Origin of the sequence: Alkalimonas sp. NCh-2 (genome assembly GCF_039631345.1) — a bacterium.
Lineage (GTDB): Bacteria > Pseudomonadota > Gammaproteobacteria > Enterobacterales > Alteromonadaceae > Alkalimonas > Alkalimonas mucilaginosa.
On record NZ_JBDIUV010000001.1, the window covers coordinates 771,486 to 784,878 of the forward strand.

Annotated in this window: 19 protein-coding genes; 9 read left to right on the top strand and 10 right to left on the bottom strand. The window is 51.8% G+C overall.

All coding sequences use genetic code 11. From position 1 onward, the window contains the following. Positions 1–120: 120 nt before the first annotated feature. From rlmB to ABC502_RS03740, 4 genes are read right to left on the bottom strand one after another with little or no spacing between them, the layout of a single operon-like run. The gene (rlmB, locus tag ABC502_RS03725) at positions 121–858 is read right to left on the bottom strand and encodes a 23S rRNA (guanosine(2251)-2'-O)-methyltransferase RlmB (RefSeq protein WP_345914919.1); all 738 of its coding nucleotides are present in this window, start codon (positions 856–858) and stop codon (positions 121–123) included. After that, entirely contained in the window at positions 848–1,471 is a 624-nt protein-coding gene (locus tag ABC502_RS03730) for a YjaG family protein (protein WP_330086643.1), read from the bottom strand. Before ABC502_RS03730 ends, rlmB begins: the two co-directional genes overlap by 11 nt. Continuing rightward, on the bottom strand, positions 1,458–1,778 hold the full coding sequence (locus ABC502_RS03735; protein WP_330086642.1) for a DUF2007 domain-containing protein: 321 nt from the start codon (positions 1,776–1,778) through the stop codon (positions 1,458–1,460). The genes ABC502_RS03730 and ABC502_RS03735 overlap by 14 nt, the downstream gene beginning before the upstream one ends. A 13-nt stretch (positions 1,779–1,791) precedes the next feature. Continuing rightward, complete coding sequence (locus ABC502_RS03740) at positions 1,792–3,060, bottom strand: hypothetical protein (protein WP_345914920.1); 1,269 nt, start codon at positions 3,058–3,060, stop codon at positions 1,792–1,794. A 144-nt stretch (positions 3,061–3,204) separates the two neighbouring features. Here ABC502_RS03740 and ABC502_RS03745 point away from each other — a divergent pair, with 144 nt between their 5' ends. Then, positions 3,205–3,600 carry a DUF2721 domain-containing protein gene (locus ABC502_RS03745; protein WP_330086640.1) on the top strand — a complete coding sequence of 132 codons (396 nt, stop codon included), beginning with the start codon at positions 3,205–3,207 and terminating at the stop codon, positions 3,598–3,600. Here the strand turns inward: ABC502_RS03745 and ABC502_RS03750 are convergent. Next, positions 3,597–4,184 carry a DUF3833 family protein gene (locus tag ABC502_RS03750; RefSeq protein ID WP_330086639.1) on the bottom strand — a complete coding sequence of 196 codons (588 nt, stop codon included), beginning with the start codon at positions 4,182–4,184 and terminating at the stop codon, positions 3,597–3,599. The genes ABC502_RS03745 and ABC502_RS03750 overlap by 4 nt on opposite strands. A 154-nt stretch (positions 4,185–4,338) precedes the next feature. Between ABC502_RS03750 and ABC502_RS03755 the strand changes: the two genes are divergently transcribed. Beyond that, complete coding sequence (locus tag ABC502_RS03755; protein ID WP_345914921.1) at positions 4,339–4,965, top strand: 2OG-Fe(II) oxygenase; 627 nt, start codon at positions 4,339–4,341, stop codon at positions 4,963–4,965. A 13-nt stretch (positions 4,966–4,978) separates the two neighbouring features. Here ABC502_RS03755 and ubiA read toward each other — a convergent pair whose 3' ends face one another. Then, positions 4,979–5,851, bottom strand: coding sequence for a 4-hydroxybenzoate octaprenyltransferase (ubiA, locus tag ABC502_RS03760; protein ID WP_330086637.1), 873 nt, complete (start codon positions 5,849–5,851; stop codon positions 4,979–4,981). After that, positions 5,848–6,378, bottom strand: a complete 531-nt coding sequence (locus tag ABC502_RS03765; RefSeq protein ID WP_330086636.1) for a chorismate lyase — start codon at positions 6,376–6,378, stop codon at positions 5,848–5,850. The genes ubiA and ABC502_RS03765 overlap by 4 nt, the downstream gene beginning before the upstream one ends. A gap of 163 nt (positions 6,379–6,541) precedes the next feature. On the opposite strand from ABC502_RS03765, the gene ABC502_RS03770 reads away from it, so the two are divergent. Next, the gene (locus ABC502_RS03770) at positions 6,542–6,952 is read left to right on the top strand and encodes a flagellar basal body-associated protein FliL (protein ID WP_330086635.1); all 411 of its coding nucleotides are present in this window, start codon (positions 6,542–6,544) and stop codon (positions 6,950–6,952) included. A gap of 24 nt (positions 6,953–6,976) precedes the next feature. Here the strand turns inward: ABC502_RS03770 and glpG are convergent, their stop codons facing one another. Together glpG and glpE are read right to left on the bottom strand one after the other, a co-directional pair. Further along, positions 6,977–7,813, bottom strand: a complete 837-nt coding sequence (gene glpG / locus ABC502_RS03775; RefSeq protein ID WP_345914922.1) for a rhomboid family intramembrane serine protease GlpG — start codon at positions 7,811–7,813, stop codon at positions 6,977–6,979. Beyond that, the gene (glpE, locus tag ABC502_RS03780; RefSeq protein ID WP_330086633.1) at positions 7,806–8,129 is read right to left on the bottom strand and encodes a thiosulfate sulfurtransferase GlpE; all 324 of its coding nucleotides are present in this window, start codon (positions 8,127–8,129) and stop codon (positions 7,806–7,808) included. The genes glpG and glpE overlap by 8 nt, the downstream gene beginning before the upstream one ends. A gap of 191 nt (positions 8,130–8,320) precedes the next feature. Here glpE and ABC502_RS03785 point away from each other — a divergent pair, with 191 nt between their 5' ends. From ABC502_RS03785 to ppiC, 6 genes are all read left to right on the top strand, one after another. Then, positions 8,321–8,911 carry a LemA family protein gene (locus ABC502_RS03785; RefSeq protein ID WP_330086632.1) on the top strand — a complete coding sequence of 197 codons (591 nt, stop codon included), beginning with the start codon at positions 8,321–8,323 and terminating at the stop codon, positions 8,909–8,911. Positions 8,912–8,917: 6 nt separating this feature from the next. Next, positions 8,918–10,780: a M48 family metallopeptidase gene (locus ABC502_RS03790; protein WP_345914923.1), complete on the top strand. Its 1,863-nt coding sequence runs from the start codon at positions 8,918–8,920 to the stop codon at positions 10,778–10,780. A gap of 93 nt (positions 10,781–10,873) precedes the next feature. After that, the gene (locus ABC502_RS03795; protein WP_330086630.1) at positions 10,874–11,338 is read left to right on the top strand and encodes a hypothetical protein; all 465 of its coding nucleotides are present in this window, start codon (positions 10,874–10,876) and stop codon (positions 11,336–11,338) included. Between the two features lie 76 nt (positions 11,339–11,414). After that, entirely contained in the window at positions 11,415–12,290 is an 876-nt protein-coding gene (locus ABC502_RS03800; RefSeq protein ID WP_330086629.1) for an HDOD domain-containing protein, read from the top strand. 5 nt (positions 12,291–12,295) lie between these two features. Further along, positions 12,296–12,457, top strand: coding sequence for a DUF2256 domain-containing protein (locus ABC502_RS03805; protein ID WP_330086628.1), 162 nt, complete (start codon positions 12,296–12,298; stop codon positions 12,455–12,457). After that, positions 12,450–12,728: a peptidylprolyl isomerase PpiC gene (gene ppiC / locus ABC502_RS03810; RefSeq protein ID WP_330086627.1), complete on the top strand. Its 279-nt coding sequence runs from the start codon at positions 12,450–12,452 to the stop codon at positions 12,726–12,728. The genes ABC502_RS03805 and ppiC overlap by 8 nt, the downstream gene beginning before the upstream one ends. On the opposite strand, the gene ABC502_RS03815 is transcribed toward ppiC, so the two are convergent. Next, entirely contained in the window at positions 12,725–13,312 is a 588-nt protein-coding gene (locus ABC502_RS03815; protein WP_330086626.1) for a hypothetical protein, read from the bottom strand. The genes ppiC and ABC502_RS03815 overlap by 4 nt on opposite strands. Between the last annotated feature and the right edge of the window lie 81 nt (positions 13,313–13,393).

A 13,393-nucleotide genomic window follows, 5' to 3' on the forward strand; every position in this document is an offset into this window, starting at 1 on the left:
GATCAGGCTCGGCCGGACCTGCATGGAGGCAAGGAACATTGGTGTTGGCCGAAGGGCGCGAATTATAGCGGGGAATGCCATCAAACACAAGTACAAGACCTGTGCTGATGACGGAATCAACTACGACAATAGGCGCTGCCGCACGGCTTCAAACAAGCAAATGCCAGCGGCTACCGACACATTAAGGCTGGAAACACTGCCATGCATCGGGATTTTCACCAGCGCATCGCAGGTTTCGCGGGTTAAACGCCGAAGTCCATCGCCTTCTGCACCCAGCACAATAGCCAACGGACCAGTCAGTTCAGTCTGGTACAGGGTTTGCTCGGTTTCACCGGCAGTACCTATCACCCAAACACCGGCTTCCTGCAGTTGGCGCAGGGCTCGGGCCAGGTTGGTCACCGCAATAAAGGGCACAGTTTCTGCTGCCCCACAGGCCACTTTGCGCACTACGGAGGTGAGTTTAACCGAGCGATCTTTGGGCACCACCACGGCATGCACGCCAGCAGCATCGGCGCTGCGTAGAATAGCGCCTAAATTGTGCGGGTCCGTGACACCATCCAGCACCAGCAATAAAGGGGCCGCTTGTTGCTCAACAATGGCCATTAAATCAGCATCGCTGCCGGCTTGCGCCAACCGCACTTTGGCGACAATGCCCTGATGCTGGCCCTGCACCAGGTTATCCAGCGTTTTGCGGTGACAAAACTGCACCGCAATACCCTGCTGGCGCAGCTGCTGCACCAGCGGATGCATCCGTTTATCATCCCGCTCTTTGCTGACAAAGACTTCCAGCACATCCTGAGGAGAGCGCTCTACGATGGCTTGCACTGCGTGCAATCCAAAGACAAAATCATTGCTCATCGCTGCCATCCTCAACAGTTAATTCCATCCCCAGATTACTGACCCCTTGCTCGGCAACCCAAAGCTTCAGCTTTTTTACCTGCTCCCAATCAAACTGACGAATTTCAGACACCCAATCAATCAATTCTGCCAGGCACTCCATTTCGTACTGCATCAAGGGGTGTTTGCGGACATGTTGCTTCAACTCAGCTTCACTGGTGATATCCAGTTCAGCCGATTCATGCTCGATCAGTCGGGCAACTGAAGCCTGGGAAATTTTCGCCACATTGATAATATCGGCACTGTCACGTTGCTCTATACCAGTCAACAAGGTTTCCAGCGCTGTAGCGGTATCCACTGCCGGATAAACGCCAAAACAATCGTAATGATTCACTTCCGGGATCACCTCGGCCAACTCATCTGTTAGGCGAGCAAAATTAATCTTGGCTTTTTTAACGGCCAGCCATTCCCAGACCAAGTCCAGGCTATGACGAACCAATGTGCTATTGCCAAAGTTCATCAGCTCGGCAAACAGCTGGTAATTGGGCAGCATTCGCTCCATCAGCGTAGCCGCAACTGCTACTTGCTGGTACAAACCAAGCTCCCGCAAGCGTTGAAAATTATTTGCTTTCATCTTTATCCCGACCACAGGCCCAACATAACTCGAACCCTGCAGCATTGTCTTCCCCGCACGGGCAGCACCAATCTGCGCCACCCGATTGCCGGGTTTGCTGCAAGATCTGTTGTGCCTGTGCAACATGACGTGGCGCCACCCACAATCCAACCTGAACATCGGTAGGTGCAAGCTCTCCGACGGCACCGAGCAACAGCTGCCCCTGATAATGCGCTGCTATTTGATAGCTGGCTAATAAACCAACCAGCAGAGCCGCCTCAAACTCGGAGGCGGCATGATACACCAGTTGCCAATCGGGCTCACGCATCCACCGGCCTTTTTTAAGTGCTTTGTTGCAATTGTTTCTGCGCGTACTCGAACTTCAATTTGTACTCTATCAGTTGCTCTTGCAGCGCGTTCAATTGCTCTTGCTGGTTTTGCTGGCTGTGTTCTAATTCCTGACGCAACTCCCGAATGGTTTCGCGCGAATTGTCTGCCTGCTCCAATTGTTTCTGTTCATGCACTTCCAGCCGTTTCTGCGTATGCAGTAGTTGCTCTTTGGTTTTATCAAAGCGTTGCTGCAACTCTTGTTGCTGGAGCAAATGCTGCTGCATCTGTTGCTGCAGCTGGTCATTGTGCTGTTCTAACCTTTGTCGCTGTTGCTGGCTGGCCTGAAGTTCGGGCTGCAATGCTGTCAACTGCTGTTGCAACTGCAGCTTTTCTGCAGCGACTTGCTCAGCCTGTTCCGTCGCTTGCTGGTGTTGTAACTGAAGCTGGTCATATTGCTTCTTCAGGTCTTGCAACTCCTGTTGCACTTTTGCCAGCGCCTGCAGCTTTTCTTTTTGCGCTTCCGCTTGCGCATCTTGCTGTGTCTGCAACTCCGCATAGGCCTTACGCAACTGCTCAAACTGTTGTGTCATTTCAGCCAGTGCCTGCTCAACCGGAGCCTGTTTATTCTGAAGTTGTTGTAGCTCGGACTGAGTTTGTTGCAGCTGCCTGGTGTGCCGTTCCTGCTCTGATTTCAGCGCTTTTTCCTGGTCAGCCGATGCTTGCTCTGCCTGCTGCCGCAGTTTTTTTTCTTCCGCCAGTTGCTGACGTAAAGCTTTTACATCCTCTTTGCTGTGTTGCAGTTGCGCTTGCTCTGCCACTTGCTGATGTTTAAATTCATCCAACTGCTTTTTTAGCTGCTGTTCCTGGCTACTGCTGTGCTGCCGGGCTTCAAACGCCTGCTGCAATTCCTTTAACTGCTGCTCAAGCTGCTTTTTTTGCTGAATAGCCTGATCCAGTTGCTGTTGGGATTTCTTGAGTGTCTCCAGTTGGGCCGGATCCTCGGGGATGGCCATATCCAACTGCTGCCTTGCCTGTTGCCAATCTTTAAACAGCTTCTGATAGGCCTGCTCCTGCTCAATAAGGCGCTGTTGCCATTGCTTCTGACTGCTTTGCTTTAATTGGTCGCTGAGCCGCTGCAACTGCTGTCGCTGCTGCTGCACCAACTGAGCTGAAAAATCTGCCAGTAGCTTGCTTAAGTCTGTCTCCATGGTACCAAGCAAAGTTTCAAGTTGCGTATCTGGCTGGACTGCAGGTGCTTGTTGCTTTTGTTTTATTGCCATATTCAAACCAAGATGCCTTCTTTACTACACAAAAAAACTCTGTTGCTGGTCGGCCAGACAGAGCGATCGCATTGCGTTAAAATTCGACTAAGTGTAATCCTTTCAGGCAAAATATGCGAATCTGCCAACAGAGGGTATTCAGCGATGACTTTGACGACACCAGCACTACTTTTTCCGGCCATTTCGCTCTTATTGCTGGCTTACACCAACCGCTTTTTAGTCTTAGCACAACTGATCCGGGAACTGAATGAGCGGGAAGGAGAGCAAGTACGCAAGTTGGTGGTTCGACAGATTGCCAATCTAAAAAAACGCATTGTGCTTATACGCTCAATGCAAGCTTACGGTGTGCTTAGCTTTTTGCTCTGTACCTTGTCGATGTTCTTTCTGTTTCTGCAGTGGGAGCTGGCCGGTCAGCTTAGCTTTGCAGCCAGTTTAGTTGCTTTACTTCTTAGCCTCGCCTTATCTTTGTATGAAATTCAGATTTCCTGCGATGCGATCAACATTGAGCTGGAGTCGATGCAAGACAGAAAAGAGCATTAAACCGCAGCGGCCTCGGCCAGTTGTTCAAGCTGTAAACGTAAGTCAGTACAGTCAGCATTCACATCCAGTTGCTGCAATGAAAGTGTCAGATCGGCTACTTTAAAGCCGAATTTATGCAAGCTGGTGCGGTTAATGATCTGCTGCGGTGTCACCAGATACATCCAGTCCCGTACCTGCACATCCATGGTATCCCCCTGGTATGGGATCTGCAGCCTATATTCCCAATACAATGAGTTGCCGGCCAGTTGACCCGAGGCCTCCCCTACCACATCATGCGCCCGGCCACTGACCCGTCCATCGGCATGCAGCTGCAACTGCCAATGCCTGTAATCAACCCGGCCATCACTGAAATAGAACACTTCGTACAAATCTCCGCGGTTTTGCTGCCAGACACCGCACAAATCGGCATGAAAACGTAAAGTCTGACGACCACGCCAATCCTGCAACACGCCATAGGCACGGCCAGAGCCCTGGAAAAACTGCTCCAACCGTAACTCGGGCAACTCTGCCCGATAGTCCAGCACCGACCGGCTACAAGCAGACAACAACGTCAATGACAGTAGCACACACCCTAGTCGCTTCATCCTATTCTCCTCTGTATCCCCTATCCCCCTTGATACGATAAGGAAGCAACTTTGGCTCAATCAGTGATTTTTTTTATCCTCAGAACAAGTTTTCTTTGTTAGACAGCCCTGAACTAGCACAGTATAAGAGCGCATCCAGTTGAAGGAGCGCATTATGCTGCCGGCAGAACCCCTGTTACAGACGCAACCTGACTTGCCAGAACAAGATCCGGCCTGGCTGCATCACTTCGAGCAAGAAGGCTGGGTGCTGCTACCCAACTATTTGGCCCCAGAGCTAGCTCAGGCGTTGCTGCAGGAAGTGCAACAACAAACCGAGCTTACTCCTGCAGCCATAGGCCGGGGCCAACAACGGCAGCATGCCAGTGATATCCGGCGCGATAAAACCAGTTGGCTGAATGGGAGCAGCGTGGCACAGCAGCGTTATATGCTGGAACTTAATAGCATTCAGACCCTTCTGAACCGGCATTTTTTCCTTGGGTTAACTGGTTACGAATGCCATTTTGCCCATTATCAACCAGGCGACTTTTACCGCACCCATCTGGATGCCTTTAACCAACAAGCCAGCCGACGGGTGACCAGTGTCTGTTACCTGAATGATGTTGAGGCCGGAGGAGAGCTAGTGCTGTACAATGAACAACACACAGCCTTGATGCAGCTACCACCGCGCCAGGGGAGCTTAGTGCTGTTTGAAAGCTATCGCTTTCCACACGAAGTATTACCCACCAGGCAGGATCGCTACAGTATTGCGGGCTGGTTTCGCTGTGATCGCACACCCCTTTAAACAGGCTCTGCAATTAAGCCAGCAGCAGTAAATCCGCGACGATGCCAACAAAGACCACCAGACCGACGTAATGATTGTGTAAAAAGGCCTGAAAACACCGAGCGCGGCTTTGTCTTGCCAGCTTTAATTGGTAGGCAAACAGTGGCAGGCACAGCAATAAAGCCAGCTGATACAGCCAGCCAAGGCCCGCCAACTGACCGACATACCACAGCAACGCCAGAGTTGCCCCCTGCAACAACAAAATGGCGCTGAAGCCATGGCGACCAAAAAGGATGGCTGTCGACTTGATCCCCACCTGCTCATCATCCGGCTGATCCACCATCGCATAATAAGTATCGTAGGCCACAGTCCAGCATAAATTTGCCAGATAAAGCCACCAGACCTGTGCCGGTAACTGCAACTGAATCGCCATAAAAGCCATCGGCATACCCCAGCTAAAAGCAGCACCCAGCACCAGCTGCGGCAAGTGGGTATAGCGCTTCATAAAGGGATAAAGTGAAGCAAGGACAACGGCACCAAGAGATAACAGGGCTGTTTGCCAATTTAGAAACAACAACAAGGTTGCAGCCAGCAGCAACAGTACAATAAAGAGTTGCAGGGCTTCAGCAGAGGTGACCTTGCCAGCTGCCAGCGGCCGGAGCCGGGTACGCGTGACCGCACCATCGAAGTTTCGATCGGCGTAATCATTGATCACACAACCGGCCGACCGCATCAGCACCACCCCAAGGGTAAACACCAACCACAGCGACAACGGCGGCATTCCCTCGGCTGCCAGCCAAAGCGCCCACCAGGTAGGCCACAGCAGCAAATAAATGCCAATAGGTTTATCCAGCCGCATCAGCTGTCGGTAGTAAGGCCAGTTGGTACGGCGTAATTGCCAGCTCATAAGCGGTAAATCCCTGGCAAAAAAGCCTCCACCACTTGCAAAGGATACTCCGCCAGCCGAAACACCGAACGTCGTGCCCATATCCTTGCTTCCGGGCATGCCACCCCAAGGGCCAACTGACGGCTATCAAGCTTAGCCAACTGAATGGGGCCACGGGTAATGGCCGGATGACGGAAAATAAACTCACCCAGCGGCTGCTCTCCCAGCTGCGCCAGGGGTTCAATCGCCGCCAGTGTCGATGCCGGCAACCAGCTTTGTGCATAAATCATCGGTTGCTCATCACAAAGTAGCATCACTTCCCGCAGTATCGCAGTCCCTGTACAGGACAGCTCCTTATGCAACAATGACGGCAGTGCCAGCTGCTGCTCACTCAGTAATTGCAAGCGAAACAGATGGCAACGACTTTTCAACCGGGCCGTCAATGAGTCGGTTTCCAGCAACCAGGAGCTTTGCTCTGTTGACAGCTCCTCAGTCTGAGGGAGCTGCCAGTTGGCATGCAATAAATAGTTCGCAGTGGGTATTGGCATAGCACTCGTATCGTCATAAAAGCCGGCGCATGATACCAAGTTCATACTCAGATTTCAGTAATTCTGCATCTTGCCGATAGACGATAGAACAGAAACTGCTATGATCTGAGCAACAGCGACATCAGACCGGACTCTGGTCTGTTTCATCGGGGATGAGAAACTTATGAAGTACACCGCACTTTTTCTGGCCAGCTTACTGCTCTCATGCACCCTATACACAGCGCCAGCTCAGGCACAACGTGGTGAGCAGGATATTGTCTATTATGGTTTCGATCCAGACATAGTCACCAACTATGTCACCTCTGGTCGCCGCTCACTGGGCTATATCCGGGTTACCATCGAGCTGATGGTGGCGGATCGCAGCCACCTGGCGGATATTGAACACCACGAGCCGCTGATCCTGAATACCATTATCCGGATTTTTAACCAGCAGCACGAAGACAAAATCAAATCCCTGACCGGCCGCGAAGAAATTCGCCAAACCATCCTGCAGGAGTTACAAGTTGTGCTAAAGCGCGAAACCGGCAAAGACATGCTGCATGATTTGCTCTTTACCAAGTACTTGTATCAGTAACCGCTGGTTAGATAGCAGCCCGAACTAGTCAGGCCGGGCTGCTTTATGACGCAACAACCAGGCCCAGCCACAACCAGCCAGCAAGCCGCCCAGGTGTGCCCAGTTGGCCATTGATACCCAGAGTACATCCAGAAAACCAAGCAACATCCAAATCAGCATAAAAGCCACCATGCCCTTTTCCAGATACAACCCCTGTGCCGGGTTCAAGCGGCCTGCCCACCAGAAATAGCCAAACAGCGCATAAACGACACCAGACAAACCGCCAAAATGTGGCCCAACCAACAGATATTCCGCCACATTAGCAATCAAGGCACTGCTAAGGGCCAGCGAAACCAATTGCCCAGTCCCTAAACGGCGTTCAAACTGCCCAGCCAGCAGCCACCACCACATCAAATTAAACACCAGGTGCGTTAGTGAAAAGTGCAGCAAGGCCGGACTGAACCAGCGCCAGCTTTCCTGCACATTAATGGCAGCAAACTGTACAAAAATCCCTAAAGCTGCAGATGCCTGTTGTGGTGCAACTTGCTGCCAGCCATACACCAGCAGAGCCAGCAATAAAACCAGTACGGTAAAAGGCCCACTGACGTCTTTAAACTGCAAGCCAGACCACAACTGCCCCCCGCCAAAACCAGACACCGTTTGGCTGCGCTGCCAGGCAGCTGCATCATAACGGGGGTGGCCAGGATTATGTAAAAACTCTTGCAAAGCCTGGTTTACCGGTTGCAACTGGCTTTCATCCACATAAATAGCCGCCCGCTGTGCATCTTCCACAACTGCCTGCACCGACCAGCCTTGAGTCACACAATAATCAGCAAAAACTCTGGCCGCCTTTACTGAGTTCAGCTCACCCAGTTTAACCATGGCCGGATTGCACCGGATGATGCTGTTGCCACAACGCCATACCACCATCCATGCTATACACCTCGGCAAAGCCTTGCTGTGCCAGATACTGAGCCGCTCCCTGGCTGGAGTTACCGTGGTAACACACCACCACCACCGGCCTTGCAACCCCCACTTGTTGTATAAACTGCGGTAAACTAGCTGAGGTCAGGTGCCAGGCGCCTTCGATATGACCATTGCGGTAACTTTGCTCATCGCGGATATCGGCTATGCACACTTGCTTTTGTTGCAAACGTTCAGCCGTTTCCTCCACCGTGATATGTTTAAATTCAGACATACAAACTCCTGTTGCTGCTTGCATGCAGTATACCATGGCAAGTTCCATTCAGAGACAGCCGCATATTGACTAAAAACGCAGAATATCGTTTTTTTATCACTTTTTGGCTGGTAAGACTGGACAAAGGGTTAAAGGAAAGTTAACACTACACTCAGCAAAATTTTAGCTTTCGCTTTGGACGAGGACCCATCATGACATCTTTGATTGTATTTGCAGTCATCCTGATCCTGCTTTTCTTTGTGATCAGTATTTTTAATACCTTAGTTAAACTGAAAAACCGCTATCAGAATGCGTTTGCTCAAATAGAAGTGCAACTAAAGCGCCGCTACGATCTGATCCCAAATTTGGTTGAAACCGCCAAAGCCTACATGTCGCATGAGCGGGACACCTTAGAAGCAGTGATCAATGCCCGTAACGCCGCGGCGGCTGGCTTAAAAGTTGCCGCCAATAACCCAGGCGATGCCGCAGCCATGAGCCAACTGGCTGGAGCCGAATCCATGCTGCAAGGTGCCATGAGCCGTTTAAATGTGGTGATGGAAGCTTACCCGGATTTAAAAGCCAACCAAAACATGATGCAAGTCTCCGAAGAGCTAACCAGCACAGAAAACCGGGTTGCCTTTGCCCGGCAAGCATTCAATGACGCAGTTACCAGCTACAACAGCTACAAACAAAGCTTTCCGCAAGTGGTATTGGCACCCAGTTTTGGCCATGGCGTGGATGCCAAGCTGCTTGAGTTTGAAGACTCTCAGGCCATACAGGCTGCACCGAAAGTCAGCTTTTAAAACCAGATGGCCAGTAACTTTTTCAGCCAGCAAGATCTGGCCAGACGCAATACCCGCCTCTTGATTGCCCTCTTTACAGTGGCTGTGTTGTTATTGCTGATATTAACCAATCTGTTGGTAGCGCTGACGTTTGGTTTTGCCGATACTGAAGCCATCCAATCCGGCTTGCAGCGCGGCCTGTTTCAACCCGAGCTATTGCTATGGACCAGCCTGGTAGTGCTTGGTGCCATTGGCTGCGCGATGCTGTTCAAATGGATGCAGCTACGTAAGGGCGGCCGTGTGGTTGCCGAATCATTGGGCGGACAGCGGGTTGCACCCGATACCGCTGATCCCAGGCAGCGCCAACTCCTCAATGTGGTTGAAGAAATGGCGCTGGCGGCCAATCTGCCGGTTCCTACGGTGTATATTTTGCCGGAGAGAGGTATCAATGCTTTTGCAGCCGGCTACAGCCCGGCCGATGCCGTGATAGGTGTGACCCAAGGCTGCCTGGAACAATTAAGCCGCGATGAACTGCAAGGGGTGATTGCCCATGAGTTCAGCCATATTCTTAATGGCGATATGCGGATGAATATCAAAATGATTGCCGTGCTCAACGGCATTTTATTTGTTGGTCATGTTGGCTATCTGTTGCTACGCGGTAGCCGGGGTGCCCATATCGCCGCCCGCAGCAGCCGCAACAACAAAGGTGGTGGCGGAGCTGCCGCTATTTTGCTGCTTGGGTTAGGTTTTACCATTCTTGGCTATCTGGGCGCCTTCTTTGGCAACCTCATCAAGTCGGCAGTCAGCCGCCAACGTGAATACCTGGCAGATGCCTCTGCCGTCCAGTTTACCCGTAATCCAGCCGGCATTGCCGGAGCCCTGAAACAAATTGCAGCCAGCTCCCGAGGTACCAAAATTAGCAATCACAATGCGGATGAAAATAGCCACCTGTTCTTTGGTGAAGCTATCAGCCGCTGGGCCAGTATTTTTGCCACCCATCCGCCCCTCACCGATCGGATCAAGCGGCTGGAGCCCGGCTGGAATGGCAAGCTGCCCGTAGCACGCAGTGAAGATGCCAACCAGGTACAGCCTGCCCGGGAAAATGAAACAACAGATACCAGCAAAGCCAGCAGCCCAGGCCAACGTTTACTGGCCGCCTTACCTGTATTACTGCTGCAAAGTGCGCATCAACCATTGCAAGCCGAGCCGCTATTGCTGGCTTTACTTATCAGTGACGACGAAACCAGCCGTCAAAAGCAGTTGCTCTGTATTCGTGAGCAGGGCTCAGTTGCCCTGTTGCAGGATGTGGATCCTTTACTTAGCCAGATTGAGCCCTTAACCGAGCGGCAAAAGCTGATGCTGGCCCAGTTAAGTATTCCTAGCCTGAAAACCCTGACCAGCATTCGGTTTGAACGCTTTGAGCAATTGCTGACTCAGTTGATCGAAGCTGATGGTGAATTGCACCTGCTGGAATGGGCCATCGCACAATTGGTCGATCACATAGTCGCCAGTCAGTTCCGCAGCAGCGAGGTACTGCGCCACACCTCGGTCACCAGGTTTGCTGATATCACCCCGGCAGCGCTGCAGTTGCTCAGCCTGGTCGCCAATGCTACCAGTCAGGATAGTGCCGGCTGCCAGCAGAGCTTTCAGGCTGGCCTGGCCAGCTTGCAACTGCCAGCGGATACTGCGCAACCGGATAGCAGTTACCGGGCCGTCCAGGCTCAGCTGCCTAAACTGATGGCCGCCAGCCCTAAGGTAAAAGAGCAACTTTGGCAAGGGATACAGGCCTCTGCACTCTCAGATGGTCAATTATCGGAGCAGCAACAGGTGCAATTGTTAGCGCTATCCCTGTTGCTGGAAATCCCCTACCAGCCGGATCTGCCAAGCTAAGATGGCCGAGGATTCAGACAACACAGCAATTAGCACTTTAGCTCTGACGTTTCGTTCGGTACAATAGCGTTTTGTTTCTGTACAGGGGCATTGATGTCTGAGCGGCGCTTTTTTCTGGTTTACGATCCATCCTTTGACGACATGGATGCCGAAGGCTGCCCGGCCTATGGCTACGTCATGCTATTTAATGAGCAGGATGTGGCCAGTTATCAGAGTGGCGAAAATCCAGACTCAGCCGCAGTATCCATGCTATTCACCGACCATAAAGATGGCCAGATCAGTGCCGACTTACTGGGCTGGGCTCATCTGGAAGCCGACATTTTCCAGCAATTGCCGTTGGGGCACTTTCTTGGCTTGATGGAGCAGGCCGCTCAGGTGGCCATTCATGCCTATCGTCAGGTTGGCCAGGTACCAGAGCAGTTGGTAAGCAGCCAGGACAGCAACGATGAGTATTTGCAGTTCGAAGTGCACTTCAGTGGTGATGAACAAAATGACCCGGATGCAGAGTGGCAGCTAGCCCGCAGCCTTATTAGCGGCAGACCCTACCTCGATTCTTAAACAAGCTATATTGGCAAAGCCTCCGGACTTTGCTTTAATACTGGCAGCATTCCCTTTTAAGGTTGGAGAATTCAGGATGGTTCAGCCATTGGATATGAACGCCGTCGAACAGGCGCTGCAAGGCTTTACCATACCCCCTCAACCCGATGTATTGTTGCATATTCAGCAACTGATCCAACAACCAGAGCCAAATATTCAGCGGCTGGCTACTCTGATTAATATGGATATTGGCTTAGCTGGTTTTACCCTGAAGGTGGTCAATTCGGCTTATTTTGGCTTACGCAGCAAAATTACTTCCATAGAGCACGCTTGTAAGTTCCTTGGGTTAAACCGGGTTGTTAAATTGATACGCAGTGTTTTACTCCGTTTCACCCTGGAGCAGGGCCAGCAGAAAGATCCTTTCTCGCAAAAACTCTGGAGCAACGCCCTGCTGGTTGCCAACAGTGCTGCCAGCCTGGCCCGGCACCTGCAATGGCCACAGGAGTTGTGCGACGATTGCTACACGCTGGGTTTATTTCGTAATGCCGGTATTGCCCTGATTACGGCCCAGGCTCCAAACTACGCCGACTTAGTTAAAGTGGGCGTACTAGCCGGCCAGAGCTACAGCGAGGCCGAAGAACACCGCTTTCACACCTGCCATGAAATTTTGGGCTATTTGATTGCTCAATCCTGGGGGCTGCCCGCTGAGCTGTGCAATGTCATCGCTTATCACCATAGCCCGGCCTTGATTTTAGAATCGGACAACGAGTTGGAGCAACGGCTGTTTGCCATCTTGAAGCTGGCCGAGCATATGAGTGGCGAGAGCCGGGTATTGCTTGATATAAACCTGGACCCGGAGTGGGAGCAGTTTGCACCACCAATACTTGATGTATTGCAGCTGGAGCTGTTCCAACTTCCTGAACTAGCCGAAGTGCTGCGGCAAAATGAGCTAACGACCATCTACACAGGCTAAGCAGCATGGCCCATCAAAAGCTGCATTTGCCTGAAAAAATCTGCCCCGTCTGTCAGCGTACTTTTGCCTGGCGTAAAAAATGGCAACAGTGCTGGGATGAAGTAAAATACTGTTCTGAGCGCTGTCGCCGACAACGCAAATCGGTTGAGGAAAGACACCATGGCTAAAGCCTGTGCCCTGCATATTTTGGTCAAAACCAAAGCGGAAGCAGAAAAGCTGAAGCAACAACTGGCGAAAGGCGCCGATTTTGGCCTGCTTGCCAAGAAGCACTCACTCTGCCCTTCCGGCAAAAAGGGCGGGGATTTGGGCGAGTTCCGCCCGGGCCAGATGGTACGAGCTTTCGATGAGGTGGTATTTAAAAAAGCCGTGCTGGAAGTGCACGGCCCTGTCAAAACTCAGTTTGGCTTTCACTTAATTAAAACACTGTACCGCAGTTAGCCGTTGCTTTCGGCAAACCTGATAGCCGATTGCACGCAGGCCGGGTTGCCTTCTTCCAGCAAAGACTCGGCAAAAAACCATTCTTTAAAAACCTGCCATTGCTCATTAATCGGGCTTTGGCACTGGCCATTGGCCTGTTCACCAAAAATGTCATTGGAGCACTGTGGCGTATCTGGCAAAGCTCCGCGGTAGGCATAGGCATAGACCACCTGGCACTGCGGACTCACATAGGTTGTGAATACCACCAACCAGCCTTGCTGATAACGTACCACACTAAAACTGGGGATATTCTGGGCCACAGCTGTAGCAATAATCTCTGGTGCCTCAGCCTGTTCCAGCAGCACCAGCTCCCCTTCTTGCCGCTGACGGATTTGCAAGCGCTCACCTCGTCGCCAGGCGAAACCATCGAACACGGTTGCATCAGCAGCATCCGTTAAAGCATTCAGCCCACGCAAATCACGGCGAACCTCCTGGCGAATGGTCCGCTCAACCTGCTCTGCCTCCGTCAGCGACTGTATAGGCTCACAGGCGCTCATCAACAGCAACAACCCCATCCCCAGTAAAGCCTGGCTTCCTGATTTCATGCCTGTCCTTTATCCTTTCATGCACACAGTAGTGGCATTTTACTGTATTCCTGCCAGAGCTTTCACTATAATCTGCCGCCC

Coding starts and splice junctions, on each gene's coding strand:
- ABC502_RS03740 (WP_345914920.1), bottom strand. CDS start 3,060: ATGGCAATAAAACAAAAGCAACAAGCACCTGCAGTCCAGCCAGATACG.
- ABC502_RS03745 (WP_330086640.1), top strand. CDS start 3,205: ATGACTTTGACGACACCAGCACTACTTTTTCCGGCCATTTCGCTCTTA.
- rlmB (WP_345914919.1), bottom strand. CDS start 858: ATGAGCAATGATTTTGTCTTTGGATTGCACGCAGTGCAAGCCATCGTA.
- ABC502_RS03815 (WP_330086626.1), bottom strand. CDS start 13,312: ATGAAATCAGGAAGCCAGGCTTTACTGGGGATGGGGTTGTTGCTGTTG.
- ABC502_RS03765 (WP_330086636.1), bottom strand. CDS start 6,378: ATGCCAATACCCACTGCGAACTATTTATTGCATGCCAACTGGCAGCTC.
- glpE (WP_330086633.1), bottom strand. CDS start 8,129: ATGTCTGAATTTAAACATATCACGGTGGAGGAAACGGCTGAACGTTTG.
- ABC502_RS03805 (WP_330086628.1), top strand. CDS start 12,296: ATGGCCCATCAAAAGCTGCATTTGCCTGAAAAAATCTGCCCCGTCTGT.
- ABC502_RS03735 (WP_330086642.1), bottom strand. CDS start 1,778: ATGCGTGAGCCCGATTGGCAACTGGTGTATCATGCCGCCTCCGAGTTT.
- ABC502_RS03790 (WP_345914923.1), top strand. CDS start 8,918: ATGGCCAGTAACTTTTTCAGCCAGCAAGATCTGGCCAGACGCAATACC.
- ABC502_RS03755 (WP_345914921.1), top strand. CDS start 4,339: ATGCTGCCGGCAGAACCCCTGTTACAGACGCAACCTGACTTGCCAGAA.
- glpG (WP_345914922.1), bottom strand. CDS start 7,813: ATGGTTAAACTGGGTGAGCTGAACTCAGTAAAGGCGGCCAGAGTTTTT.
- ABC502_RS03750 (WP_330086639.1), bottom strand. CDS start 4,184: ATGAAGCGACTAGGGTGTGTGCTACTGTCATTGACGTTGTTGTCTGCT.
- ABC502_RS03795 (WP_330086630.1), top strand. CDS start 10,874: ATGTCTGAGCGGCGCTTTTTTCTGGTTTACGATCCATCCTTTGACGAC.
- ppiC (WP_330086627.1), top strand. CDS start 12,450: ATGGCTAAAGCCTGTGCCCTGCATATTTTGGTCAAAACCAAAGCGGAA.
- ABC502_RS03800 (WP_330086629.1), top strand. CDS start 11,415: ATGGTTCAGCCATTGGATATGAACGCCGTCGAACAGGCGCTGCAAGGC.
- ABC502_RS03785 (WP_330086632.1), top strand. CDS start 8,321: ATGACATCTTTGATTGTATTTGCAGTCATCCTGATCCTGCTTTTCTTT.
- ABC502_RS03730 (WP_330086643.1), bottom strand. CDS start 1,471: ATGAAAGCAAATAATTTTCAACGCTTGCGGGAGCTTGGTTTGTACCAG.
- ubiA (WP_330086637.1), bottom strand. CDS start 5,851: ATGAGCTGGCAATTACGCCGTACCAACTGGCCTTACTACCGACAGCTG.
- ABC502_RS03770 (WP_330086635.1), top strand. CDS start 6,542: ATGAAGTACACCGCACTTTTTCTGGCCAGCTTACTGCTCTCATGCACC.